We start from the raw sequence: 25,545 nt of genomic DNA on the forward strand, positions 1-25,545 counted from the left end.
TCGGTCTCTACGTTCCACCGGCCCCGTCTGTTGCGCAGGCGGGGCCGAACTTTGTCAGCCTGGTAGTTCTGGTGGTCGACGCTCGGTGCGTCGGCGCTGTACGGAAGGACGGTCCCCGTGACGGAGGCAGCGGAGCTCCCCCCTGCGCCCGAAAAGGCGCGGGAGGTGTTTGGTGATCGCTTCGCCGATGCGGTCCGCTACGCGGAACTGCTCGCCGAGGCGGGCGTGCAGCGTGGTCTGATCGGCCCACGGGAAGTGCCCCGCTTGTGGGAACGCCACCTGCTGAACTGTGCGGTGCTCTCGGAAGTCGTCCCCGAGGGGGTGACGGTGTGCGACGTCGGCTCGGGCGCCGGCCTCCCGGGCATCCCCCTGGCGCTCGTCCGGGACGACCTGAAGATCACTCTTCTGGAGCCGTTGCTGCGGCGTACGAACTTCCTGACCGAGGTCGTCGAGCTCCTGGGCCTGGACCATGTCACGGTCGTTCGTGGCCGTGCGGAAGAGGTCATGGGCAAGCTGCAGCCGGTCCATGTGGTGACTGCGCGTGCCGTGGCTCCGCTGGACCGGCTGGCCACCTGGGGGATCCCGCTGCTGCGGCCGTACGGGGAGATGCTCGCACTCAAGGGGGACACCGCGGAGGAGGAGCTCAAGAGCGCGGCCACGGCACTGAGCAAGCTCGGCGCGGTGGCGACGTCCGTCCTTCACGTGGGTGAGGGGGTCGTGGACCCGCTGTCCACGGTCGTGCGTGTCGAGGTCGGGGAAAGCCCCGGCGGCGTACGGTTTGCGGCCAAGCGGGCGAAGGCTGCCCGCGCGGGGCGCGCTCGTCGGCGCCGCTGATCGACCCTGCGGACGAGACGTACTCCACACAAGGTGCCAAACCGAACCGGGTCGGAGTGTCGCGAGGGCCCGGCCGCGAACGCTGTGCATCGTGTTTCACGTGAAACGTCGCTCACTGTTGCACGGCATCATCAGTCGCGGCCGCGCTGCGGCCGAACCTCGCGACCGTAAGCCTCTCGGGTCCCTGGGAGAGGTAACGAAGTTGTCCACAGAGGTGGATTTCTCCACAGAAGAACAGGCCTCACTGGTTCGCGACCCCGAAGACATGGCAGGCTCTGTTCATCGCGAGCCTGAAGCCGAGGAGAGTGAATCCTTGCGGTCCGACGCCAACATCGCGGGACCGATGACCGATCCGGTCCCCGGTCCCCGTACCGAGTCGATGGGGGTGGATGTTTCACGTGAAACACCGCCTCCGATGGACGACACTCCCATCGGTCGTGCTGCCCAACTGGCGGTGGAGGCTCTGGGCCGTGCTGGCGAAGGCCTGCCACGGCCCGAGCAGACCCGTTTCATCGTGGTCGCCAACCAGAAGGGCGGTGTGGGCAAGACGACGACGACCGTCAACCTTGCCGCTTCACTGGCCCTACATGGTGCCCGTGTCCTGGTGATCGACCTCGATCCGCAGGGCAATGCGTCCACTGCTCTGGGGATCGACCATCACGCCGAGGTTCCTTCCATCTACGACGTGCTGGTCGAGAGCAGGCCTCTCGCGGAGGTCGTCCAGCCGGTCCCCGATGTCGAGGGTCTCTTCTGCGCCCCCGCCACGATCGATCTCGCCGGTGCGGAGATCGAGCTGGTGTCCTTGGTGGCGCGAGAGAGCAGGCTGCAGCGGGCGATTCAGGCGTACGAGCAGCCGCTGGACTACATCCTCATCGACTGCCCGCCCTCGCTCGGCCTGTTGACGGTCAATGCGATGGTCGCGGGCCAGGAGGTCCTGATCCCGATCCAGTGCGAGTACTACGCGCTGGAGGGCCTCGGTCAGCTGCTGCGCAATGTCGACCTGGTGCGGGGACACCTCAATCCCAATCTGCATGTGTCGACCATCCTGCTCACCATGTACGACGGCCGGACGCGTCTCGCTTCCCAGGTCGCGGACGAGGTGCGCAGCCACTTCGGTGACGAGGTGCTGCGGACGAGCATTCCTCGCTCGGTCCGTATCTCCGAGGCGCCGAGCTATGGGCAGACGGTGCTGACCTACGATCCAGGATCAAGCGGTGCCCTCTCCTATCTTGAGGCGGCCCGTGAAATCGCGCTGAAGGGAGTCGGTGTCAGCTATGACCCGACGCAGGCTCATATCGGCGCCCAGAACAACCCAAGCATGGTGGAGGGGATCCAGTGAGCGAGCGACGGAGGGGTTTGGGTCGTGGTCTTGGCGCACTGATCCCTGCTGCCCCGACGGAGAAGACCCCGGCCCCGGCCGTGGTGGGTGGTGCGGCTTCCCTGTCCCCCGCAGTGGTTCCGGTGGCGTCGACGGACCGTGGGGTGGCCGCGGCGAAGGTGGCCAGTCTGTCGCCTGTTTCACATGAAACCGAGGAGCCGTTGCTGAACGGCTTCGCGGAGACGCCCGCCCCTCCCGTGGGGGCCCACTTCGCCGAGCTCCCCCTCGACTCGATCACACCGAACCCGCGCCAGCCCCGTGAGGTCTTCGACGAGGATGCGCTGCACGAACTGATCACCTCCATCAAGGAGGTCGGTCTCCTCCAGCCCGTCGTCGTACGGCAGCTCGGTCCGGCCCGCTACGAACTCATCATGGGCGAGCGGCGCTGGAGGGCCTGTCGCGAGGCCGGCCTCGAAGCGATCCCGGCGATCGTGCGGGCCACGGATGACGAGAAGCTCCTCCTGGACGCGCTCCTGGAGAACCTGCACCGTGCCCAGCTGAACCCGCTGGAAGAGGCTGCTGCCTACGACCAGTTGCTGAAGGACTTCAACTGCACGCACGACCAGCTGGCGGACCGCATCGGGCGCTCTCGTCCTCAGGTCTCCAACACCCTGCGCCTGCTGAAGCTTTCACCGGCGGTCCAGCGACGCGTCGCCGCCGGAGTCCTCTCCGCCGGGCACGCCCGTGCGCTGCTCTCCGTGGAGGATTCGGAGGAGCAGGACCGGCTGGCCCATCGGATCGTGGCCGAGGGCCTCTCGGTGCGGGCCGTTGAGGAGATCGTGACCCTGATGGGCTCGCGACCCCAGACGGTGCAGCGCTCCAAGGGACCGCGTGCCGGTGGCCGGGTCTCCCCGGCGCTGAACGAGCTCGCGACACGTCTGTCGGATCGCTTCGAGACACGGGTGAAGGTCGACCTGGGGCAGAAGAAGGGCAAGATCACTGTCGAGTTCGCCTCCATGGAGGACCTTGAGCGGATCCTCGGCACCCTTGCTCCGGGAGAGGGCCCGGTCCTTCAGACGGGTCTCCAGGACGATCAGTCCGAGGAGCCGGAGGACTGATTCACGACCGGTCCTGCTCGGGCGGGGCTCAGTCGTGTGAGGCAGTTGAGCGGATCGTGTCCGGTGTGTGCCGGAACACGGTTCGCTCTTTGCTTTCAGGCGGTATCGATGCAATCGCATCGTCGATACGATGCGATCGGGTTTGGCGCATCCACCTGGCAGTACCTCTGATCCACCTGGCAACACCGCGGAGTGGGAGGCGGGGGCCATGCGAACGATGAGCCGTACCGGTCTGGTGAGCGCGGGCCTGGGCCTGGGCGCGGTCGGCGGGTTCGTCGGCAGTCTGCTCAGGGAACGCAGCGCTCTGACAGCCGCTCGCGATGCCGCGGGCGAAGGAAGCGAGGAACAGCCTTCATGGGGCGTCGGCTCGTACCGCTCACGCTGGACAACCTTCAGGACCTTCCCAAGCGCTGTCGCTCGTGTGTCTTCTGGGAGCTGGACCCCGTCAGCGGTGCGGCCGCGATAAAGGCGGGCACCCCCGCACTGGAGAAGGAGGCCTGGATCTCCGCCGTCCTGCTGGACTGGGGGTCCTGCGGCCGGGTGGTCTATGTCGACGACGCGCCAGTGGGTTTCGTGCTCTACGCTCCGCCCGCTTACGTTCCCCGTTCGACGGCGTTCCCCACGAGCCCGGTGTCACCGGACGCCGTGCAGTTGATGACCGGCTTCATCCTGCCCGGCTATCAGGGACAGGGGCTCGGCCGTGTGATGGTCCAGACGGTCGCCAAGGATCTGCTGCGACGCGGGTTCAAAGCGATCGAGGCGTTCGGTGACGCCCGCTGGAGAGAGCCGGCCTGTCTGCTGCCCGCCGACCACCTCCTGGCCGTCGGCTTCAAGACGGTCCGGCAGCACCCCACCCATCCGCGGCTGCGGCTGGAACTGCGGTCGACGCTCTCGTGGAAGGAAGACGTGGAGCTGGCGCTCGACCGGCTGCTGGGAGCCGTACAGAAAGAACCGGCGCTGCGGCCGCTCTGAGAGCCTCCGGAATGTCGAATGGGCCAACCCCTTCGGGTTGGCCCATTCGTGTTTCACGTGAAACATGTGCCGTCGCCTCGACGGCCCCGCCGGCTACTCGGCGATGAAGTCCTCAAGGTCGCGGACGATCGCGGCCTTCGGCTTGGCGCCGACGATCGTCTTGGCGACCTCGCCGTTCTGGTAGACGTTCAGCGTCGGGATGGACATGACGCCGTACTTGGCGGCCGTACTCGGGTTCTCGTCGATGTTGAGCTTGACGATCTCGATCTTGTCGCCGTGCTCGGCGGCGATCGCCTCAAGGGACGGCGCGATCTGGCGGCAGGGACCGCACCAGGCGGCCCAGAAGTCCACCAGGACGGGCTTGTCGCTCTTGAGGACATCCTGCTCGAAGGAGTCGTCGGTCACGTTCTTCAGGGTGCCGGCCACGGATGGCTCCTTAACTTGATCGTGCTGTGAGGCGGAAGGGGAATCAGACGGAGGTCTTCTCGTGCTCGGCCTTCTCTTCGTCCGCGAGGGCGGAGAGGAAACGCTCGGCGTCGAGAGCGGCGGAGCAGCCGGTGCCGGCCGCGGTGATCGCCTGGCGGTAGGTGTGGTCGACCACGTCACCGGCGGCGAAGACACCGGTGAGGTTGGTACGGGTGGAGGGCGCGGCGACCTTCAGGTAGCCCTCCTCGTCCAGGTCGAGCTGGCCCTTGAACAGCTCGGTGCGCGGGTCGTGGCCGATCGCGATGAACAGACCCGTCACCGGCAGGTCCGAGAGCTCACTGGTCTTGACGTTGCGCAGCTTGAGGCCAGACAGCTTCTGCTCGCCCTGGACCTCGGCGATCTCGCTGTCCCAGACGAACTTGACCTTCGGGTCCGCGAAGGCACGCTCCTGCATCGCCTTGGAGGCGCGGAGGCTGTCCCGGCGGTGGACGATCGTCACGGACTTGGCGAACCGGGAGAGGAAGGTGGCCTCCTCCATCGCGGTGTCACCGCCACCGATCACGGCGATGTCCTGGTCCTTGAAGAAGAACCCGTCACAGGTGGCGCACCAGGAGACCCCGCGGCCGGAGAGGGCGTCCTCGTTGGGCAGGCCCAGCTTGCGGTGCTGCGAGCCCGTGGTGACGATCACGGCCTTGGCCTGGTGGACCGTGCCCGCGGTGTCCGTGACGGTCTTGATCTCACCCGTCAGGTCGACGGAGACGATGTCGTCCGGGATCAGCTCGGCGCCGAAGCGCTCGGCCTGGGCGCGCATGTTGTCCATGAGCTCGGGGCCCATGATCCCATCGCGGAAGCCGGGGAAGTTCTCCACCTCGGTGGTGTTCATCAGCGCACCGCCGGCGGTGACGGCGCCCTCGAACACCAGGGGCTTCAGCGACGCGCGCGCGGTGTAGAGCGCCGCCGTGTACCCGGCGGGCCCGGAGCCGATGATGATCACGTTACGGACGTCGCTCACGGCTTGATTCCTCGTCTCTGGTCTGTGTCATTCGACCGGTGGGAGCCCCTCTCGGAGCTCTCACCCCACCCAACGGATCCTAAGGGTCCCGCATTCCCGGTGTGTCAGGGCACACGGGATGCCACACGGTAGGGAATCACCGCGGTGGTTCGAGTCGAAGAACGATCACTCAGTGACGTGCGAAAGACTGCTTCAGGAGGACCTTGCCCGGAGCAGCATCCTGCCGGCCCACGCAGGAGGCGTCGACGACGTACGCCGTCACTCGCGTGATGTCGCCGGCGACGGGCACGACGACGAGGTAGGCGTTCTTCCCCTCGTACGTTCCTGTCTTGGCGCCCAGGATGTCGCCCACGCTGTTGATCCCCTGCCGTACGCAGTCCGGCACCGGGATCTGGGTCTGGATGAGGGTACTCACGCTCGGGGTCGATCCAGGTGTGTCCGTCTGGGACTCGATGCCCAGCCGCGGCTTCCCGGTGCCCTGGTGGATGCCCTGCTTTGCGGCCAGCAGGTCTGTCACCTGGCTCTTGAGGCTGCTGCCGGAGAAGGTGCCGTGTGCCGCGGTGGTGGACCCACCGTTCCCGAGCGACTGCAGGAACAGTGACCCGGCCCCCAGGAGGGCGGCGGTGAAGACGGCTCCCAGGACCACCCCCCTGCGGCGTCGGCCCCGCTCGCGATCCTTGCGGCCTGGGCCGGTCGCCGCGTGCGGACGTCCGGCGGGTCGGTTCACCGGAACCGATGTTTCACGTGAAACATGTGTCTCGGTGTCCTCGTCGGTCCGTCCAGGGGAAGCGAAGATCTGGGTCGGCGTGTTCACGGAATTGGGTGTGGTGGCATTCAGGAGGGCCTCGGCGGCGAGGGCGGCATCGATACGGCCCACTACGTCGGCAGGCATGTGCACCGGGCCCGCCGGCGTGCCCAGCAGGCCCCGGATCTCCTCCAGCGAGGCATGGACGTCCGCGCAGAGTTCGCACTCGTCCAGATGGCGCCGTACGTCCGCCGTCCGGGAGGGCGGAAGCAGGCCTTCGGTGAGGTCGGAGATCTCGGCGACGTCCGGGTGCCCGGTCGCGTCCGTCGTGGAAGTCACGCTCGCCCACCTCCGCCCTTCACTGCAGCTGAATCGCTCGGCCCCGTGGTGTGTGGACCTCCGTCCTGAGGTCCCGCTGCCGGTGGGACGGATGTCCCCGGCCCCCGGTTCCGTGCCGGGTCCGGCTCTGGCCCGCCACCGGCGCTTTCCGGCCGGAGATGGGAGATCAGCGGCAGCAGTTTGGCTCTACCCCGAGCGCAGCGGCTTTTCACTGTTCCGGTCGGGACGTCGAGGATGCGGGCCGCTTCCGCGACGGGGTAGCCCTGCATGTCCACCAGGACGAGGGCCGCCCGCTGGTCATGGGGAAGCGTGCCGAGGGCTTCGAGGAGCTGGCGGTGCAGGTCGTTCCGCTCGACCGGAGCTGAGGCCGACTCATGTGGTTCCAGCAGCTGCTCCAGGCGCTCGGTGTCGTCGACAGGAGCGGTCTTCCGGGAGGCCGCCTTGCGGGCACGGTCCAGGCATGCGTTCACCGTGATCCGGTGGAGCCACGTTGTGACGGCCGACTGGCCCCGGAAGGTATGGGCGGCCCGGTACGCGGACACCAGAGCGTCCTGGACCGCGTCAGCGGCCTCCTCGCGGTCCCCCAGCGTCCGCACCGCCACGGCCCAGAGCCGATCCCGATGCCTCCGCACGATCTCACCGAAGGCATCGGGGTCGCCTTCCACATGGCGGGCGAGCAGGTCCTGGTCGCTCACTCCGTCGTATCCGGCGCCTTCCGCCATCTGCCCCCTCCGCCTCCGGTGAGACGTCAGCCCGTGAACTTCACTTCCGTGATGGCCTGCTTGAAGCCGGTGTCGGCATACGCCTCGGGGTCAGGACCCGATTTCGGTACGGCGGTCAGCCAGACGAGCACGTACCGCGTCTTCACGGTCTTGGCGTGCTCCACCGTGGCGGTGTTGCCCGTCGTGGTGACCTTGCCGATCCTCTCCATCGACCCCAGCGACGACGGCGCCGGCGTCAGGGAGTCGGCCGCGTACAGCTGGACCGTCGTGTGATCGCCAGGGTAGCGAAGCCCGATGCTGGCCGTGGAGAGTTCCTTCACGGAGCCGAGGTCGTAGACGATGCCGACGCCCGGCTTGTAGGGCGCGAGCTCGGGACCGGCGGTGAAGGTCCTCGTCCTCCAGTAGGTCGAGGTGCTGCCGTCGTAGGTCTTGCTCACGTCGTTGGGGTGCTGGCTGCCGCCGTCGGTGACGAACTCCTGGCTGTTCTGGATCTTTATCGGAGCGGCGGGTTTGGTGGTCGTCTTGCCCTTGTCGCCGTCGCCCGTCGGCTGTGTGCTCGGAGTGTCCCCGGGCTTGCCGTCCTGGCCCATCAGGGCGTCCGCGAGCTGCCAGCTGCCCAGGCCCAGGGCGGCGATCAGCAGGGCGGAGACCGCCCACTTCAGGGCCTTGCCGGTGCGGCTCTGCAGCGGGGGCGGAGGCGTGGTGATCGGCTGGGTGGCGCCGGGGTGCGGTGCCGGGCGGCCGTACGTGCCCTGCTGGTACGTCGTGCGCTGGTACTCGGGCGGCGCCGTGAACGCGGGCTCCGGCGGGCGGATACGGGGCATCTCGCCGATCGCCTTCACCAGCTCCTCCGGCGTGGTGCAGGCGGACTCGTGCCGGGAGGCGGTGGCACCGTCGTTGGCGAGCGCGCGCATGGTGAGCTCGGACAGGCCCCGGTGGACGCCGGCGCGCACCTGGTCGGGTGCGATCAGGCCGACGTCCTTGGGCAGCCCGGACAGGCCGTACGCATCGCTCTCGTAGGGCCACCGCTGGGTCAGCGCCGCGTAGAGCAGGGCACCGATCGCCTCGGTGTCCGTGCGCTGCGGGGTGTCGGAACTGATGCCGCGCAGCGCGGCGTTCACGGCGAGCCCCCGGATGCGCCACTGACCGGTGGAGGCGCGCAGCACGGCGTTCGGGTTGAGCCGCAGATGGGCGAGGCCCTCGCGGTGGGCGGCGGCCATGGCGGAGGCCACCTGGCTGACCATCTGATAGGCGTCGTGCGGCTCCAGCGGCCCCGAGGAGAGCAGGGTGCCCAGCTCGGTGGCGTCGGGCAGCCACTCGTGCACGACATAGACCAGGTCGTTCTCCTCGACGGCGTCCAGGACTTGGACGAATCGGGGATCGCCGAGCAGCGCGGAGGAGCGGGCCGCGGCCAGCACCGAGCGGGCTCGTGAGTGGTCCGCGGGCAGGATGTGGACGCCGACGGCGCGACGGAGTTTCTCGTCGACCGCACGCCAACTGCTGAATCCGTCCAGACGGGTGACGCACTCCTCCAGGCGGTAACGCCTGGCGAGTTTGTGACCGCTGTGCAGTTCGGGAGGCGAGGCCTTACCCGGACCGCCTGTTCCGCCGCTCCCCTGTGCCTCGTTGCTGTCCGTGTCCCGCTCCGGGTTCTTGGTTACCCCGTCGGCCGTGGACTGGTCCGCCTTGGCGGTCAGCGGCTCGTCACCGCTGTTGTCTGCCACGTCGACGGCAGCCGTGCTCCGTTCCGCCACCGTCGTCCCTGCCTCCCCATCCGTTGCACGCTGTCCGACGCCGAAACCAATTGTGCCCACAGTCTGCCGCTATGCACGACACGCGGCGGCAGACGATGGTTGTGCGCGTACCCCCTACTCAGCGCCCCAGACGCCCGCGCACCATACCTACGAGCGAGTTGAGTTCCTCGATACGCATGCGGCGGGCCGCGACGTAGAAGATGCCGAGCAGTACGGCGCCGCCGACCACCAGCGCGGCGAAGGAGCCGATGACGCCCTGGCCGAGGGTGTGTCCGATCCCGTAGCAGGCGGCGCCGCTGAGCAGCGCCGCGGGCACCGATGCGATGCACAGGCGCGCGTAGGTGCGGGTGACACGGGCGCCGTCCAGGTCGCCGCCGAGCTTCTTGCGCAGCCGGTTCCAGGCGACGCCCACGCCGATCGCGTAGGCGAGGCCGTACGCGGTGGCCATGCCGACCACGGCCCAGCGGGGCGGAAGCAGCATGTAGCAGAGGGCGGAGGCGATCGCGTTGACCGCGGCGACGATCACCGTGTTGTAGAAGGGCGTCCGGGTGTCCTCGTACGCGTAGAAGGCCCGCAGGACGACGTACTGCACGGAGTACGGGATCAGGCCGAGGGCGAAGGCCATCAGCATGAAGCCCATGTTCGTGGCGGCCGAGGTGCCCGAGGAGCCGAAGATCAGCGTGCACATCGGGATGCCGAGGGACAGGAAGCCGAACGCGATGGGCACGATCGCCACGGCCGTCGTCCGCAGGCCCTGTGAGATGTCGTCACGGACGGCACCGCCGTCGCCCTCGGCGGCCGAGCGCGAGATGCGCGGCAGCAGGGCCGCCATCAGGGAGACGGTGATGATGGCCTGGGGCAGGCCCCAGATCAGCTGGGCGTTGGCGTAGGCGCTGAAGCCGGTGCCGGGGATATTCGTGTCCGTCACCGCGGCGGTGGCGAGCTGGGTGACCACGAGGGCGCCGGCCTGGTTGGCGAGGACGAACAGGATCGTCCACTTGGCGAGCATCGCCGCCTTGCCGAGGCCATGGCCCTTCCAGTCGAAGCGCAGCCGCAGCTTGAACCCGGTCTCACGCAGGTACGGGATCATCGCGAGCGCCTGGACGACGAGACCGAGGAGCACGCCGGCACCGAGCAGGCGCTGGCCCTCCGGGGGGATGTTCGTGACGTTCATGTGGGAGTCCGCGGAAGTGCCGTAGACCCACAGGAACATCCCGAGCGTCACGATGATGACGATGTTGTTGAGGACCGGGGTCCACATCATCGCGCCGAACTTGCCGCGGGCGTTGAGGATCTGACCCATCACCACGTGGATGCCCATGAAGAAGATGGAGGGCAGGAAGTACCGGGTGAAGGTGATGGCCACCTCGCCGGCGGCGTGGTCGTCCGCGACCTTGGTGGACAGGATCCGTACCAGGAGCGGCGCCGCGAACATGGTGAGGGCGGTGAGCACGCCCAGGGCCACCATGACCAGCGTCAGCAGCCGGTTGGCGAAAGCCTCGCCTCCGTCGTCGTCCTCCTTCATGGCGCGGACGAGCTGGGGCACGAAGACGGAGTTGAGGCCGCCGCCGACCGTGAGGATGTAGATCATCGTCGGCAGCTGGTACGCCACCTGGAACGTGTCACCGAGCAACGCCGTGCCCAGCGCCGAAACGATCAGGGCGGAGCGGACGAACCCGGTGAGGCGGGAGACCATCGTGCCCGCCGCCATCACGGCGCTGGACTTCAGCAGGCCGGAGGCGCGGCCGCCCTTCTTCGCGGCGGGAGCGGGAGCGGGAGCGGCCGGGGCCGGCTCGGGCTCGCGCGTCCGGGCGGAAGAAGCCTGGGCCGCGGGCGGGGCCGCCTGGTAGGGACCCGACGGGTACGGGGCCGCCGTGCCAGGTCCGGCGGCCTGGGAGTGCGCCTGGTACTGCCCCAGGGGCCCCTGCCCGGTCACCGGCGCGCCGGCCGGGCCGGGAACGGCAGGCGCGCCCGTCTGCGGGCGTCCGCCGCCCTGCTGCTGGTCCTGGAAGAGGTGTGCGAAGGCGTCCGGCTCGTGCTGTTCCTCACCGGAGTTCGTGACCAGGTCGTCCACACCCACGAACTGGGTCGTACGGGGGTCGTCGCCGTACGGCAGGTACTGCGTCGCAGGCCCCTCCGGCTCCGGCGCCGGGGTCTGGGCCCACACGTGCGGGTCTGGGGCGTACGGCGACTGGGCCGGCTGGGCGTACAGCGGCTGCTGCGGCTGGTACGTGCCGGGCGGGGGCGGGGGGTGCGAGGCGCGGTCGTAGAGCGCCTCGGCGACCGGGTCCTGGGCGGAGAGGTCGTGCGCCCGGTAGGGGTCCTGGTCGTAGGCGTCCTGGAGGTACATGTCAGCCGCGTGCTGCGGCGGCACCTGGCCGGGCTCGGGAGCCGGCTCGGGGTAGCCCGAGCCGGCCGCGGCCTGGCCGCGGTCACCGTCGTACGGCGCGTTCATGGTTACCCCACCTCATCGTCCCGGGCCCACCGGCCACGACATCGCTCAACGGTCCACTCTCTCACCCGTCCCGGACGGGTCGGTGTTTTCCGGTGCGGTGTCCGGTGTCGGGTCACTCGGCTGCTCCGGGTCGTCTGCCCGGGAGCGGGCGTCGGACTCCTCCTGAAGACGGTCGCCGGGCCCTTCCGGGTTCTCCGGGCCGTCGGAGTTCTCGTCCGCCTCCTCGGGGTCGTCCTCGCCCGCCTCCTCGGGGCCGTCCTCCGCGGCCTCCTTGGCGGCCGCACGCTTGCGCTGCGTGTACATCCGGAAGCCGGCGAGGACGAGCAACAGGACACCGCCGCCGATGACCAGCATCACGGTGGGAGTGACCTCGGTCACCTTCACGTCGAACTGGACCTGGCCGCCGTACTCCTGGCCGTCCTCGGTGTACAGCTGGGCGTACACCGTAACGGGGCCGTTGGCGTTGGCCGACGTGGTGAACTTCACGGACTGGCTGTGGCCCCCGTTGACCGCGACGCGCTGCTCCGAGTAGGCCTTGCCGCCGATCTTGAGGCGGGTGGGATTGCTCGAGGTGAGACGCAGGACCAGGTGGTCGACGCCCTGCACAAGGTTGTTCTGCACGGTCACCGGGATGGTGGCGCTGCGGCCGGAGAGCTTCGTCTCGGACTTGTCGATCAGCTTGACCTGGTCGGTGAGCTCGTCGAGCCAGGCCTCCACGCCCTGACGGAAGCTGTTCGCCTCACCTGCCCGGCCACGCCACGACGTGGACATCCCACGGTTCGTGGCCCGCCCGAAGGGGGTCGCCACCCGGGACTCGTCGGTCAGGATCACCTGGAAGTTGTCGAGCTTGTCCTGTGTCCGCGCGATCTGCCCGAAGGCGCCCCGGGGCATTTCCTGCTTGCGCAGCCAGGAGGGGTAGGCGGACGTCGACGGGATCCTCGTCGTGGCGTCCGGGTCGGGCTTGGCCTTGGCGGCTGACATGAGCTCCTGGGACTCGTCCCAGTTTCCTCCCTGGAGAGCCGTGATCGACTGGGCCATCGCCTGGGCCTGGCTCGAGGAGGGCATGCGCTGCGGCGCGACGACGATGTTCCGCTGCTTGGCCGTCTGGACGTTCAGCGCCAGGCTCTGGGCCAGGAACTCCTGGACGGCGAGCGTGGCCGAGTCCGCCTTCGTCAGGTCGCCCTGGAACGCCGTGGACAGCCTCGCGTCCGCGACCACCGCCGTCGTACCCCCGCCGATCGGGCGGGCCGCCGAGGGCGTGTAGGTCAGGCCGCCGGTCTCCTGGAGGCTGTCGCTGCGGGCGATCACCATGTCGGCGCCCGCGGAGGTGGCGACCTTGATGATCGACGGGTCGACGGCGCCGTTCACGGGCCAGGCGAAGTCCGTGGTCGGCTTCACATGGAGGATCGGCTCCACCGTGTTCGTGACGACGTCCGTGGCGTCCTTGAGGTGGCTCAGCGAGCCGGTGACGCTCGTGCCGTTGTGGGCGAGGGAGGCCAGGTCCGGGTCCGCGAAGGGCAGCGCGACGACCTCCCTGTCCGTCACGGCCTTCTGCAGGTCGGCGAGCCACTGCTTGGCGACCGCCTGGTGAGTGCCGGCCGTGGTGGTGCCGTCATGGCCCTGGATCCGGTAGCTGCGCGTCATCGCGTCCACGGAGGCCAGCAGGTCGGGGTCGATCACCCAGGTGACGTCGAGGTCCTTGCCCATGGCCAGCATCTGGGCCAGGCGGCCGCCCGGCGAGATGTCCTCGGCGAGGTCGTCGTTGAGGAAGACCGGGGTCTGCTGCTCACCGGCGCCCGTCTTGGCCGTCATGTGGACGGTGGAGATCAGCGGCCAGAGATATGTCGTCTTCGTCTTGGTGTCGGCCTCGTCCGGCTGCCACGGCAGGAACGTCCGCTGGATGCCCAGCACCTGCTCCCACGGCTGCGCGGTGGTCTGGCCGGAGAGCGCGACGCCGAATTCGTAGACGCCGTCCCGGCCGAGGTCGAGCTTGTCGACCGGCACGGAGACGCTGAAGTGCTGGGCGACGCCCGGAGAGAGCTTGGGGAACTTCTCGACGTAGTCGCCTCCGACCTCGGAGCCCACGGACGCCTGGAGGTCGTCGGACCGCTCGGCGACGGTGTCGATGGCCGAGCGGGTGGTCAGCAGAGGTCCCACACGCAGCCCCACGTGGGCGTCGGTGACCGCCTGCTTGCCGTTGTTCGTCACCGTGCCGGAGACGGTCAGGGTGTCCCCGTCCAGGGGGACACTGGGGCTGAGGGAGTCCAGGGAGACGGACACCGCGTCCGAGGAGGCGGCCTCCGCGGGGGTCGCCGAGGGCAGCTGGAGCAGACCGGCCAGCAGAGGCGCCCCGGCGAGCAGTGCCCCGGTGCGCCGCAGCCACCGACGGGCAGGTGAGGAACTCATCCCCTGGAAGTCTGCCGCCTCGGCCACGCGCTCGCCCGTCCCTCGTCGTCGTCAGTGGTCGTCGGAATGTGCGTCCCCGCATGGTAACGATGTGCGCTGAGGGGAAGTGCCACGGTCTGCTCCGCAAGATCGGAAGACCGGAGCCACCTGTCCCCTATTGTCGGCAGTGAGCGGAAAAAGGATATAAGTCTCCGGAGCGGTGCCTGCGCGGGTATGGGGGATGTGTTCGTGCGCATTTAATGGAGGCGCTCCCGGTCGTCCGGGCCACGTACCCTCTTTTGTTGTGCCGAACGCCAACGAAGACACTCCCACTGCCCTGAGCCAGGTGCAGCAGCGCGCGGTGAGCGAGCTGCTGCGGGTGGCTCCCGTCGCCGACGACCTCGCCCGCCGTTTCCAGGAGGCCGGGTTCTCGCTCGCCCTGGTCGGCGGCTCGGTCCGGGACGCGCTGCTCGGCCGGCTCGGGAACGACCTGGACTTCACCACTGACGCCCGACCCGAGGACGTACTGAAGATCGTGCGGCCCTGGGCGGACGCCGTGTGGGAGGTCGGGATCGCCTTCGGCACGGTGGGGGCGCAGAAGGACGGCTACCAGGTCGAGGTGACCACCTACCGGTCGGAGGCGTACGACCGCACCTCGCGCAAGCCCGAGGTGTCGTACGGCGACTCCATCGAGGAGGACCTCGTCCGGCGTGACTTCACGGTGAACGCGATGGCCGTGGCGCTGCCGGAGAAGGAATTCATCGACCCGTACGGCGGCCGTGAGGCCCTGGCGGCACGGGTGCTGCGCACTCCGGGCGCGCCGGAGGACTCCTTCTCGGACGACCCGCTGCGGATGATGCGCGCGGCGCGCTTCGCCGCCCAGCTGGACTTCGAGGTCGCCCCCGAGGTCGTCGGAGCGATGAAGGAGATGGGCGGGCGCCTGGAGATCGTCTCGGCGGAGCGGATCCGGGACGAGCTGAACAAGCTGATCCTTTCCGCGAACCCGCGCAAGGGCCTCACGCTCCTGGTGGACACCGGCCTGGCCGACTATGTCCTGCCCGAGCTGCCCGCGCTGCGCCTGGAGCGTGACGAGCACCACCGGCACAAGGACGTGTACGAGCACACGCTGATCGTCCTGGAACAGGCGATCGCCCTGGAGGAGGCCGGCCCTGACCTGACCCTCCGCCTGGCCGCTCTGCTGCACGACATCGGCAAGCCGCGCACACGCCGTTTCGAGAACGACGGCCGGGTCTCGTTCCATCACCACGAGGTGGTCGGGGCGAAGATGACCAAGAAGCGCATGACGGCCCTCAAGTACTCCAACGAGCTGGTGAAGGACGTCTCACGTCTGGTCGAACTGCACCTGCGATTTCACGGCTACGGCACCGGTGAGTGGACGGACTCCGCGGTCCGCCGCTACGTCCGTGACGGGGGACCGCTCCTCGACAGTCTCCACAAGCTGACCCGCTCCGACTGCACCACCCGGAACAAGCGCAGGGCCGCCGCGCTGTCCCGGGCGTATGACGGCCTGGAGGAGCGCATCGCTCAGCTCCAGGAGCAGGAGGAGCTGGACTCGATCCGCCCGGACCTCGACGGCAACCAGATCATGGAACTTCTGGGCATCGGTCCTGGACCCGTCATCGGTCGCGCCTACAAGCACATGCTGGAACTCCGTCTGGAGCACGGGCCGATGGAGCATGACGCGGCGGTGGCGGCGCTCAAGGAGTGGTGGGCCGAGCAAGGCTGAGTATGTGAAGCGGCGGCATGTTTCACGTGAAACATGCCGCCGCCCGGATGTGCCGAGGGGCGGTGTTTCACGTGAAACACCGCCCCTCGGCACGTCTGCCTTACTTCTTGTAGTCCTTCAGGCAGAGCAGGAAGTCACTGCCGTCACCGGTCTCGGTGTAGGTGTACTGGAAGTCCTTGGCCGCGGCCTCGCACTTGGCCGAGGCCGTGGCCTCGGTCTTGTACTCGCCCTTGACCTTGGCCAGTACCACGTACTGGGCCTTCGTCGACTTGCAGTCGACGACCTCGAGGTCCGGGTCGGTGTCGTTGGTGCTGCCGCGGTGCATGCAGTCGCCGACCTTGGCGGTGTTGGCGTCGTCCTGGCTCGATATGAAGCCGTAGATGGCGCCACCGATTGCGATCAGGATGACGATGATGAACCGGATCATCCGGAAGCTCATCTTGCGCTTGGGCTGCGGGGGCACCGCAGCGTACGGCGCGCCGGGCTGCGGCGGGTACGGGGCCTGGCCCTGCTGCGGCACGCCGTCCTGCGGCGGGTACGGAGCCTGGCCCTGGGGCGGCGGAGTCGTCACTTTGGGGTCCCCCCTAGAACGTGGGTGCGCATGGCAAACGTGGCTGCGCATGGCGCGATATAAGACGCACGTAAGTTAGCGGTTCCCACTGACAACCCTGAAACCCAGAGGGGCTCTGTGTCTTTGATGTGACACTTACCGGCGTTCAAAGCGGGCCATAGCGACAGCAACTGCTCCGTAGATAACGGCGACCGTGACCACCAGGACCGTCGAGCGTCCGTCCGGTGGGAGCATCAGTGCGGCCGCCCCCGCGGCGCCGACGAAGGCGACGTTGAACAGGACGTCGTACACGGAGAAGATCCGGCCCCGGAAACCGTCGTCGACGCAGGACTGAACGATCGTGTCCGTGGCGATCTTCGCGCCCTGCGTGATGAGCCCCAGGACGAAGGCCGCGACCAGCATGGGGCCGGTGGCGAAGGGCAGACCGAGGGCGGGTTCCAGGAGCGCGGCCGCCCCGGCGCACACGGCGATCCAGCGGCCCGGTCCGAGCCGGCCGGCCGCCCAGGGGGTCACCACGGCCGCAGTGAAGAAGCCGATCCCGGACACCCCCAACGCCAGCCCCAGCAGGCGCAGTCCTTCCTCCGGGGTCGTGGAGAGGGCGTACCGGCAGAGCATCAGCACCATGACCAGCAGCGCGCCGTAGCAGAAGCGCATCAGCGTCATAGAGAGCAGCGCCCAGACGGCTTCCCGGCGCTGGGGTTCGGCGAGATGCCGTACGGCCGCCCACAGGTCCCGCGCGGTGCCGACGAATGCGGTCCCCAGTCGTGGCTGCGTCGAGTCCCTGTCGGGACCCAGCAGTTCAGGCGCCATCGTCAGCGATGTGAGGGCCGAGCACAGGTACATCACGGCGCCGAGCAGCACCACCGCGGCGTCGGAGTCCGACACCACCAGCCGTACGACGAAGGCGAGGCCGCCGCCCGCGGTCGCGGCGAGTGTTCCGGCGGTCGGGGAGAGGGAGTTGGCCATCACCAGGCGTTCGGTGTCGACCACGCGCGGCAGGGAGGCGGAGAGGCCGGAGAGGACGAAACGGTTGACGGCGGTGACGCACAGCGCGGAGACGTAGAACAGCCAGTCCGGCACCTGGCTGACCATCAGGACGGCGGTGGCCGCCGCCAGCAGGGCACGCAGCAGGTTGCCGTACACGAGGACCTGCCGACGCCGCCAGCGGTCCAGCAGGACGCCCGCGAAGGGGCCGACCAGCGAGTACGGGAGCAGCAGCACGGCCATCGCCGAGGCGATCGAGGCGGCCGAGGTCTGCTTCTCCGGGGAGAAGACGACGTACGTGGCGAGCGCGACCTGATAGACACCGTCGGCCCCCTGGGAGAGCAGGCGTACGGCGAGCAGGCGGCGGAAGTCCCGGAAGCGGAGCAGGACGCGCAGGTCGCGAACGACGGGCATGGGGCACAGCCTCACACACGGGGAGGGTCCCCGGGTCGTGGAAACCCGGGGACCCTCTCAGCCCTGGCAGGAGCGTTCTCGTGCGAGCGGAAGGCGTCGGCCTCAGCGCTCGACGTCGCCGCGGATGAACTTCTCGACGTTCTCGCGGGCCTCGTCGTCGAAGTACTGGACCGGCGGGGACTTCATGAAGTAGGAGGACGCCGACAGGATCGGGCCGCCGATGCCGCGGTCCTTCGCGATCTTCGCGGCGCGCAGGGCGTCGATGATGATGCCGGCGGAGTTCGGGGAGTCCCAGACCTCGAGCTTGTACTCCAGGTTCAGCGGGACATCGCCGAAGGCGCGGCCCTCGAGGCGGACGTACGCCCACTTGCGGTCGTCCAGCCAGGCGACGTAGTCGGACGGGCCGATGTGGACGTTCTTCTCGCCGAGGTCCCGGTCGGGGATCTGGGAGGTGACGGCCTGCGTCTTGGAGATCTTCTTGGACTCCAGGCGGTCACGCTCGAGCATGTTCTTGAAGTCCATGTTGCCGCCGACGTTCAGCTGCATCGTGCGCTCCAGGCGCACACCACGGTCCTCGAACAGCTTAGCCATGACGCGGTGCGTGATGGTGGCGCCGACCTGGGACTTGATGTCGTCACCGACGATCGGGACGCCCGCCTCGGTGAACTTGTCCGCCCACTCCTTGGTGCCGGCGATGAAGACCGGAAGGGCGTTGACGAAGGCGACCTTGGCGTCGATGGCGCACTGGGCGTAGAACTTCGCCGCGTCCTCGGAACCGACGGGCAGGTAGCAGACGAGCACGTCGACCTGCTTGTCCTTCAGGACCTGGACGACGTCGACCGGCTCCTCGGCGGACTCCTCGATGGTGAGGCGGTAGTACTTGCCGAGGCCGTCGAGGGTGTGGCCGCGCTGGACCGTGACGCCGGTGTTCGGAACGTCGGTGATCTTGATGGTGTTGTTCTCGGAGGCACCGATCGCGTCCGCGAGGTCGAGGCCGACCTTCTTGGCGTCCACGTCGAAGGCGGCGACGAACTCGACGTCACCGACGTGGTAGTCGCCGAACTGCACGTGCATCAGGCCCGGCACCTTGGACGCCGGGTCGGCGTCCTTGTAGTACTCGACGCCCTGCACCAGCGACGCGGCACAGTTACCCACGCCGACGATGGCTACGCGAACCGAACCCATTTGGGTTGCTCCCTGTGTGTACGAGTGAGGCCCTGCGTGGGCTCTCACGTGGCGGTGTCGCCGGGCGTATCCGTGCCGGGGGCGTCCCCGGCACGGGGCAGGCCGCCCGTCGCTCCAGTTGTGGTGTTCTGCTGAGCGGACCCCCCTGAGGCGGAACCCTTCAGGTCCCGTCCGGCCCGCTCGCTCTCGATGAGCTCGTTCAGCCAGCGCACTTCGCGCTCCACGGACTCCATTCCGTGGCGCTGGAGCTCAAGCGTGTAGTCGTCGAGTCGCTCCCGCGTACGCACCAGCGAGGCGCGCATCTTCTCCAGGCGCTCCTCCAGCCGGCTGCGGCGGCCCTCCAGTACGCGCATGCGCACGTCGCGTGACGTCTGCCCGAAGAAGGCGAACCGGGCGGCGAAGTGCTCGTCCTCGTACGCGTCGGGGCCGGTCTGCGAGAGAAGTTCCTCGAAGTGCTCCTTACCTTCTGCCGTCAATCGGTAGACGATCTTGGCGCGGCGTCCGGCGAGGGGAGCGGCCAGGGCGTCCTCGTGGGTGCTGCCCGGTTCCTCGATCAACAAGCCGTTGGCGACCAGCGTCTTGAGGCAGGGGTAGAGCGTCCCGTAGCTGAACGCACGGAATACACCCAGTGACGTGTTGAGGCGTTTGCGCAGCTCATAGCCGTGCATCGGAGACTCGCGGAGCAGGCCGAGTACGGCGAACTCGAGGATGCCGGAACGTCGGCTCATCGTCGCCTCCTCTCGTCCTTATCTCGCGCTGATGTATCGACTCGATACATCACGACGATAGAACGGCGTTCCGCATGCGACAAGAGGGGGGACGGTGAACGGGATCACATCACCGATTCGTCGGAGGCGAGTTGCCCGATTTGGTACGAACTTCGGAGCTAGGAAGGTTTTGGCGGTGCGTAGTCTGTGCGGCATGCACACCACCGGGAACCAAGTGACGCTTGGGGACGTCATCGCCCTCGGTGCAGTACGGGTGAATGCTGAAACGACCGCATCCGTACTTCGGGGGGACCGGAAACCAGCCGCCGTTTCCAGGCGCGCAAGGGTGCGCCTGCCCGAGGAGTAATCGTTCGATGAGCGAGCACCGTCGCAAACCGCCGCAGCCGCAGGGAGGCGGACGTGCCGCGGGCCGACGCGGCCAGTCCGGCTCGTCCCCTGGCAGCCGTGCGGCACCGCGAGGCACCACCGGGTCGCCTTCCGACTCCTACGGGTCGGACTCCTATGGCTCGGGGGGTGAAGAGCGCCCCTACGGCAGCCGTACCGAGGCTCGTCGGGCGGCGCAGAGAAGCACAGGAGGCCGCCGCAGGGCGGCCGACGAGGGTCCCGGCGGCCGACGAGGCGGTCCGGGCGGGTCCACCGGTCCCGGGCGCGGCAGAGGCCGTGCGACCGCGCCGGCGAAGAAGCGGTTCATCGACTACCCGCGCTATGACAAGGACGGGTGGCACCGCTGGGTGCCCTCCTGGAAGCTTGTCACCGGGCTGTTCATCGGCTTCGTGGGCAGCCTCGTGGCCATGGTCGGCGTCGGCTACGCGATGGTCTCCATCCCCAGCGAGAACGACGCGGCCAAGTCCCAGAACAATGTCTACTACTGGGCCAACGGCGAGCGGATGGTCGCCACCGGCACGGGCGTCAACCGGCAGAACGTCACCATCGACCAGATCCCCGAGGCCATGCAGTGGGCGGTGATCTCGGCGGAGAACAAGAGCTTCTACCAGGACTCGGGCGTCGACCCCATGGGTATCGCCCGCGCCCTGGTCAACATGGCCCGCGGTGGTCAGACGCAGGGTGGTTCCACGATCACCCAGCAGTACGTCAAGAACACCTACCTGAGCCAGGACCAGACGCTCACCCGGAAGTTCACGGAGATGTTCATCTCCATAAAGGTGGGCACCAAGCTCACCAAGCAGCAGATCCTGCAGGGCTACCTGAACACCTCGTACTACGGCCGTGGCGCCTACGGCATCCAGGCCGCCGCGCAGACCTACTTCGGCGTGGACGCGGTCAAACTCAGCCCGAGCCAGTGTGCCTTCCTCGCCGCGCTGCTCAAGGGGCCGACATACTACGACCCGGCCGGTAACCAGGACATCGACAAGGCCGCGTCACCTGGGGCCAACCGGAAGCGTTCCGAGGAGCGCTGGTCCTGGATCCTCGGCGAGATGCACAAGGACAAGCGCATCACCGACCAGGAGTACCAGACAGCCATCAAGGCGTACCCGAAGCCTCAGGGCCGCAAGGCGACCAAGGGCATGACCGGCCAGATCAGCTACCTGGCCGACACTGCCAAGAAGTACGTGCTGGCCCACTCCGACATCAGCGAGACGCAGTTCGACCGGGGCGGCTACCAGATCTACACGACGTTCGACAAGAAGAACGTCGAAGCCCTGACCGCCGCGGTGAAGAAGATCCAGAAGCAGCGCCTCGACCCGAAGACCCGCGAGAAGGACAAGTACGTCCAGTTCGGTGCGGCCTCGGTGGTGCCCAACGACGGCGCGATCGTCGCGCTCTACGGTGGCGCGGGCTACGAGAACAACCACTTCACCAACAACGCCGACACCCAGGGTGTCCCCGTCGGTTCGACGTGGAAGCCGTTCGTGCTCGCGGCGGCCATGAAGTACGGCACGTACGAGACCAATCCAGAGGGTCTGTCGCCGCTGGCCAAGTACAACGGCGACGACAATCTCAAGGTCAGAAGGCCGGACGGCAGCTACTTCCTCAACAAGGACCAGTCGATCTTCCGGCAGCGCAACGAGAGCGACCACGCCTGGGGCTACATCACCCTGCGCAAGGCGATGGAGCAGTCCATCAACACGCCGTTCGTGCAGCTCGGCGTGGACGTGGGAATGACGCACGTGCGTGACGTCGCCAAGGCGGCCGGCATCCTGCCCAACACCATGTCGGTCGACCTCAACCCGTCGTTCGCCATCGGTACCTCGACCCCCAGCGCGATCCGCATGGCCGACGCTTACGCGACCTTCGCCGCCTCCGGCAAGCAGGCGGACCCGTACTCGGTCACCGGAGTCAAGAAGGACGGTCAGGACGTGCCCGGCTTCGCCAAGCCGAAGCGCACGCAGGCGATCCCGTCCGACGTGGCGAACAACGTCACGGACACGCTCGAGAACGTCATCCAGAACGGCACGGGCCAGAACGCCAAGGCCCTGGGCCGTACGGCGGCCGGCAAGACCGGTACCACCGACAGCAACAAGTCGGCCTGGTTCGTCGGCTACACCCCGCAGCTGTCGACGTCGGTCGCGATGTTCCGGGAGAACCCGAAGGACCACGAGCTGCTCTCCATGAACGGCACGGCCGGCGTGGAGTCCATCCACGGTGGTGACATTCCGACGCTGGTGTGGACCGAGTACATGAAGGCCGCGCTGAAGGGCAAGTCCGACAGCCCCTTCCCGCCCGCCGAGGACATCGGCAAGATCGCGGACGAGGCGGGTGCTCCCTCTCCCACCCCGTCGGCCGTCATCACGCCGAGCGAGACGCCGAGCGAGACGCCCAGCGCCTCGCCCAGCGAGACGGTCACCTCTCCGTCGCCGACCCCGAGTGATACCTGTAACAACCTGAACTGGAAGTGCGACACCACCGGAGGCCAGGACGGCGGTACGACCGACGGGGGCGTGACCACCAGTCCCACGCCCACTGATACCAGCGGTACCACCAGAGGCAACGGCAACGGAGGCAACAACATCTTCGGAGGCCAGACCGGCTAGCCGAGGATTCCGACCGGTTGGTGGTCATTTCACCCGCCAAGTGTGTTTCACGTGAAACACGGGCCGCCACACCCCACGAGGTGTGGCGGCCCTCGGCTTATTCCTAGACACGTACGGCAGGATGTGCCCCATGCCCAGTGCAGAAACGACGCCCACGAGCGTGCACGAGCCGGAGCCGGTACGGCCGACCAGGGAGGACGAGGTCGCCGCGGCCGGCAGTGAGCTGATCGGCGGCCCCATCGGACGGCGCGCCCTGCTGGGGACGTCCTGGTGGACGCCCGTAAGGGTGGTCGTGCTCGTGGCGATCGGCATGTTCGCCCTAGGTCTGGTCCAGAAGGCGCCCTGCTACAACAGCGCCTGGTTCTTCGGTGCCAGCTCCCAGTACACGCACGCGTGCTACTCGGACGTCCCGCACCTCTACCAGGGGCGCGGCTTCGCCGACGGGCTGGTGCCGTACTTCGACAAGCTCCAGGGCGACATGGAGTACCTCGAGTACCCGGTGCTGACCGGTGTGTTCATGGAGGTGGCCGCCTGGCTCACGCCCGGCAGCGGCAGCCTCCAGCACCAGGAGCAGGTGTACTGGTTCGTCAACGCCGGAATGCTGATGGTGTGCGCCGCCGTCATCGCCGTCTGCGTGAGCCGCACGCACGCCCGGCGCCCCTGGGACGGCCTCCTGGTCGCTCTGGCGCCCGCCTTCGCGCTGACGGCCACCATCAACTGGGACCTGCTGGCGGTCGCTCTGACGGCCGCGGCGATGCTGATGTGGTCCCGGGGCCGCTCCCTCGCGTTCGGCGCCCTGCTGGGCCTTGCCACGGCCGCCAAGCTCTATCCCGTCCTGCTGCTCGGCCCCCTGCTGTTGCTGTGCTGGCGCGCGGGCAAGTGGCGGGACTTCGGCAAGGCTTTGGGCGGTGCGGCGGTCGCCTGGCTCGCCGTGAACCTGCCGGTGATGATGTTCGCCTTCGAGGGCTGGTCGAAGTTCTACACGTTCAGTCAGGAGCGGGGCGTGGACTTCGGCTCGTTCTGGCTGATCTGGGCGCAGAACTCGACCAACCCGCCCACCACCGACACGGTCAACACGCTCGCCGCACTGCTGATGCTGCTGTGCTGCGCGGGTATCGCGGTGCTCACCTTCACCGCTCCGCGCCGCCCGCGCTTCGCCCAGCTCGCCTTCCTGATCGTGGCGGCCTTCATCCTGACCAACAAGGTCTACTCGCCGCAGTACGTGCTGTGGCTGGTTCCGCTGGCCGCGCTGGCCCGGCCGAAGTGGCGGGACTTCCTGATCTGGCAGGCGTGCGAGGTGGCGTACTTCCTGGGGATCTGGATGTACCTGGCGTACACGACCAGCGGAGAAGCCCACAAGGGGCTGCCGACCCAGGGCTACCACTGGGCGATCGCGTTGCACCTGCTGGGCACCCTGTACCTGTGCGCCATGGTCGTACGGGACATCCTCATGCCGGAGCGGGACGTGGTGCGCCGGTCGGGCGACGACGACCCTTCGGGCGGGGTGCTCGACGGCGCGGAGGACGTCGTCGTATTCGGCGCTGCGGCCCGCCGCCCGCGGCATGCCGCGCACTTCGACGCTCCTCAGGTGGAGTGGGGCGGCCAGGGGCCGACGTCCTCCACAGAGGGTTCGCTCTGAGCGAACAGGAGTGGCGCGGGCCAGGCCACAGGGCGTGGGCACCGCACGGAAAAGGCCGTACACGGGAGGACCGTGTACGGCCTTTCGGCTGTCGGGAGGCTTCTCAGCGGTCCACGATCCGGTCGAACTGCGTGGTGGTGTGCCGCAGATGGGCCACCAGCTCCTCACCGACCTGCGGCTCGGGCGCGTCCGCCGGCACGAACAGGATCGACACCTGCATGTGCGGCGGCTCCGCGAACCAGCGCTGCTTGCCGCCCCAGACGAACGGAGAAAGGTTCCGGTTGACCGTGGCCAGGCCGGCCCGTGCGACGCCCTTGGCGCGCGGCATGACGCCGTGCAGCGCCTTCGGGGCCTCCAGGCCCACCCCGTGCGACGTACCGCCCGCCACGACCACCAGGAAGCCGTCCGAGGCCGCCTTCTGCTGGCGGTAGCCGAAGCGGTCGCCCTTGGCGACCCGCGTGACGTCCAGGACCGCGCCGCGGTACTCGGTGGCATCGTGGTCCCCCAGCCACAGCCGCGTGCCGATGCGGGCGCGGAAGCGGGTCTGCGGGAACTGCTGCTGCAGCCGGGCGAGTTCGTCGGCCTTGAGGTGGCTGACGAACATCGTGTGCAGCGGCAGGCGGGCCGCACGCAGGCGGTCCATCCAGCCGATGACCTCCTCGACGGCGTCCGAGCCGTCGGTGCGGTCCAGCGGCAGGTGGATCGCGAAGCCCTCCAGCCGGACGTTCTCCGTGGCGGAGTGCAGCTGCGGCAGGTCCGCCTCGCTGATGCCGTGGCGCTTCATCGAGGACATCACCTCGATGACGACACGGGCACCGACGAGGCCGTACACGCCGTCGATGGACGACACCGAACGGATGACCCGGTCGGGCAGCGGCACGGGCTCCTCGCCGCGCCGGTACGGCGTCAGCACCAGCAGGTCGCCGCCGAACCAGTCCTTGATCCGTGCGGCCTCGTACGTCGTGCCGACGGCGAGGATGTCCGAGCCCAGCCGCGTGGCCTCCTCGGCCAGGCGTTCGTGCCCGAAGCCGTAGCCGTTGCCCTTGCAGACCGGGACGAGGCCCGGGAACTGATCCTGCACGTGCTTGTGGTGCGCACGCCAGCGCGCGGTGTCGACGTAGAGCGTGAGCGCCATGGCCGGACCTGGAACCTTTCTCGTGGCTGCGGTGTGTCGGTGGCTGCGGTGTATTCAGAGCTATGGAAG

General features: G+C 68.3%; 19 protein-coding genes. 7 read left to right on the forward strand and 12 right to left on the reverse strand.

Translation table 11 applies throughout. The annotated features are described in order from the left end of the window. The first annotated feature begins 117 nt into the window (after positions 1–117). The 4 genes from rsmG (at position 118) to ACIPSA_RS23570 (ending at position 4,242) form a co-directional block, all read left to right on the forward strand. Positions 118–834, forward strand: a complete 717-nt coding sequence (gene rsmG, locus ACIPSA_RS23555; RefSeq protein ID WP_402637938.1) for a 16S rRNA (guanine(527)-N(7))-methyltransferase RsmG — start codon at positions 118–120, stop codon at positions 832–834. A gap of 265 nt (positions 835–1,099) precedes the next feature. Next, the gene (locus tag ACIPSA_RS23560; RefSeq protein ID WP_402638133.1) at positions 1,100–2,173 is read left to right on the forward strand and encodes a ParA family protein; all 1,074 of its coding nucleotides are present in this window, start codon (positions 1,100–1,102) and stop codon (positions 2,171–2,173) included. Beyond that, positions 2,170–3,270: a ParB/RepB/Spo0J family partition protein gene (locus ACIPSA_RS23565; protein WP_402637939.1), complete on the forward strand. Its 1,101-nt coding sequence runs from the start codon at positions 2,170–2,172 to the stop codon at positions 3,268–3,270. The genes ACIPSA_RS23560 and ACIPSA_RS23565 overlap by 4 nt, the downstream gene beginning before the upstream one ends. Before the next feature lie 354 nt (positions 3,271–3,624). Continuing rightward, positions 3,625–4,242 (forward strand): GNAT family N-acetyltransferase, encoded by a 618-nt coding sequence (locus ACIPSA_RS23570; RefSeq protein ID WP_402637940.1) that lies wholly within the window; start codon positions 3,625–3,627, stop codon positions 4,240–4,242. Positions 4,243–4,335: 93 nt separating this feature from the next. Here the strand turns inward: ACIPSA_RS23570 and trxA are convergent, their stop codons facing one another. From trxA to ACIPSA_RS23605, 7 genes are all read right to left on the reverse strand, one after another. Next, positions 4,336–4,668: a thioredoxin gene (trxA, locus tag ACIPSA_RS23575; RefSeq protein WP_402637941.1), complete on the reverse strand. Its 333-nt coding sequence runs from the start codon at positions 4,666–4,668 to the stop codon at positions 4,336–4,338. Positions 4,669–4,711: 43 nt separating this feature from the next. After that, positions 4,712–5,680, reverse strand: a complete 969-nt coding sequence (gene trxB, locus ACIPSA_RS23580) for a thioredoxin-disulfide reductase (RefSeq protein ID WP_402637942.1) — start codon at positions 5,678–5,680, stop codon at positions 4,712–4,714. Positions 5,681–5,849: 169 nt separating this feature from the next. Next, positions 5,850–6,764 carry an anti-sigma factor family protein gene (locus ACIPSA_RS23585; protein WP_402637943.1) on the reverse strand — a complete coding sequence of 305 codons (915 nt, stop codon included), beginning with the start codon at positions 6,762–6,764 and terminating at the stop codon, positions 5,850–5,852. Beyond that, on the reverse strand, positions 6,761–7,486 hold the full coding sequence (gene sigM, locus ACIPSA_RS23590; RefSeq protein WP_402637944.1) for an RNA polymerase sigma factor SigM: 726 nt from the start codon (positions 7,484–7,486) through the stop codon (positions 6,761–6,763). The genes ACIPSA_RS23585 and sigM overlap by 4 nt, the downstream gene beginning before the upstream one ends. Positions 7,487–7,512: 26 nt before the next feature. Next, positions 7,513–9,240, reverse strand: coding sequence for a protein kinase family protein (locus ACIPSA_RS23595; RefSeq protein WP_402637945.1), 1,728 nt, complete (start codon positions 9,238–9,240; stop codon positions 7,513–7,515). 118 nt (positions 9,241–9,358) lie between these two features. Continuing rightward, positions 9,359–11,695 carry a murein biosynthesis integral membrane protein MurJ gene (gene murJ / locus ACIPSA_RS23600; protein WP_402637946.1) on the reverse strand — a complete coding sequence of 779 codons (2,337 nt, stop codon included), beginning with the start codon at positions 11,693–11,695 and terminating at the stop codon, positions 9,359–9,361. 45 nt (positions 11,696–11,740) lie between these two features. Beyond that, positions 11,741–14,128 (reverse strand): DUF6049 family protein, encoded by a 2,388-nt coding sequence (locus ACIPSA_RS23605; protein WP_402637947.1) that lies wholly within the window; start codon positions 14,126–14,128, stop codon positions 11,741–11,743. A gap of 256 nt (positions 14,129–14,384) precedes the next feature. Here ACIPSA_RS23605 and ACIPSA_RS23610 point away from each other — a divergent pair, with 256 nt between their 5' ends. Beyond that, the gene (locus ACIPSA_RS23610) at positions 14,385–15,827 is read left to right on the forward strand and encodes a CCA tRNA nucleotidyltransferase (protein ID WP_402637948.1); all 1,443 of its coding nucleotides are present in this window, start codon (positions 14,385–14,387) and stop codon (positions 15,825–15,827) included. A 100-nt stretch (positions 15,828–15,927) separates the two neighbouring features. On the opposite strand, the gene ACIPSA_RS23615 is transcribed toward ACIPSA_RS23610, so the two are convergent. The 4 genes from ACIPSA_RS23615 to ACIPSA_RS23630 form a co-directional block, all read right to left on the reverse strand. Beyond that, positions 15,928–16,398, reverse strand: coding sequence for a hypothetical protein (locus tag ACIPSA_RS23615; protein WP_402637949.1), 471 nt, complete (start codon positions 16,396–16,398; stop codon positions 15,928–15,930). A 135-nt stretch (positions 16,399–16,533) separates the two neighbouring features. Continuing rightward, positions 16,534–17,796: an MFS transporter gene (locus tag ACIPSA_RS23620; RefSeq protein WP_402637950.1), complete on the reverse strand. Its 1,263-nt coding sequence runs from the start codon at positions 17,794–17,796 to the stop codon at positions 16,534–16,536. 102 nt (positions 17,797–17,898) lie between these two features. Beyond that, positions 17,899–18,981: an inositol-3-phosphate synthase gene (locus ACIPSA_RS23625; protein WP_402637951.1), complete on the reverse strand. Its 1,083-nt coding sequence runs from the start codon at positions 18,979–18,981 to the stop codon at positions 17,899–17,901. Between the two features lie 44 nt (positions 18,982–19,025). Further along, positions 19,026–19,709: a PadR family transcriptional regulator gene (locus tag ACIPSA_RS23630; RefSeq protein ID WP_402637952.1), complete on the reverse strand. Its 684-nt coding sequence runs from the start codon at positions 19,707–19,709 to the stop codon at positions 19,026–19,028. Positions 19,710–20,062: 353 nt separating this feature from the next. Between ACIPSA_RS23630 and ACIPSA_RS23635 the strand changes: the two genes are divergently transcribed. Both ACIPSA_RS23635 and ACIPSA_RS23640 read left to right on the forward strand, forming a co-directional pair. Continuing rightward, a complete protein-coding gene (locus ACIPSA_RS23635; protein ID WP_402637953.1) occupies positions 20,063–22,702 on the forward strand; it encodes a transglycosylase domain-containing protein in 2,640 nt (879 codons plus the stop codon). Between the two features lie 130 nt (positions 22,703–22,832). Beyond that, the gene (locus ACIPSA_RS23640; RefSeq protein ID WP_402637954.1) at positions 22,833–24,341 is read left to right on the forward strand and encodes a glycosyltransferase family 87 protein; all 1,509 of its coding nucleotides are present in this window, start codon (positions 22,833–22,835) and stop codon (positions 24,339–24,341) included. 103 nt (positions 24,342–24,444) lie between these two features. Here ACIPSA_RS23640 and ACIPSA_RS23645 read toward each other — a convergent pair whose 3' ends face one another. Continuing rightward, a complete protein-coding gene (locus ACIPSA_RS23645; protein WP_402637955.1) occupies positions 24,445–25,476 on the reverse strand; it encodes an alanine racemase in 1,032 nt (343 codons plus the stop codon). Positions 25,477–25,545 lie beyond the last annotated feature (69 nt).

Origin of the sequence: Streptomyces sp. NPDC086549 (genome assembly GCF_044746205.1) — a bacterium.
Lineage (GTDB): Bacteria > Actinomycetota > Actinomycetes > Streptomycetales > Streptomycetaceae > Streptomyces.

Excerpts from the sequence above, each read along its gene's own strand:
- ACIPSA_RS23560 (WP_402638133.1), top strand. The coding sequence starts at position 1,100 with ATGGCAGGCTCTGTTCATCGCGAGCCTGAAGCCGAGGAGAGTGAATCC.
- ACIPSA_RS23620 (WP_402637950.1), bottom strand. The coding sequence starts at position 17,796 with ATGCCCGTCGTTCGCGACCTGCGCGTCCTGCTCCGCTTCCGGGACTTC.
- ACIPSA_RS23630 (WP_402637952.1), bottom strand. The coding sequence starts at position 19,709 with ATGAGCCGACGTTCCGGCATCCTCGAGTTCGCCGTACTCGGCCTGCTC.
- ACIPSA_RS23635 (WP_402637953.1), top strand. The coding sequence starts at position 20,063 with ATGAGCGAGCACCGTCGCAAACCGCCGCAGCCGCAGGGAGGCGGACGT.
- ACIPSA_RS23645 (WP_402637955.1), bottom strand. The coding sequence starts at position 25,476 with ATGGCGCTCACGCTCTACGTCGACACCGCGCGCTGGCGTGCGCACCAC.
- ACIPSA_RS23570 (WP_402637940.1), top strand. The coding sequence starts at position 3,625 with ATGGGGCGTCGGCTCGTACCGCTCACGCTGGACAACCTTCAGGACCTT.
- ACIPSA_RS23625 (WP_402637951.1), bottom strand. The coding sequence starts at position 18,981 with ATGGGTTCGGTTCGCGTAGCCATCGTCGGCGTGGGTAACTGTGCCGCG.
- sigM (WP_402637944.1), bottom strand. The coding sequence starts at position 7,486 with ATGGCGGAAGGCGCCGGATACGACGGAGTGAGCGACCAGGACCTGCTC.
- ACIPSA_RS23640 (WP_402637954.1), top strand. The coding sequence starts at position 22,833 with ATGCCCAGTGCAGAAACGACGCCCACGAGCGTGCACGAGCCGGAGCCG.
- murJ (WP_402637946.1), bottom strand. The coding sequence starts at position 11,695 with ATGAACGCGCCGTACGACGGTGACCGCGGCCAGGCCGCGGCCGGCTCG.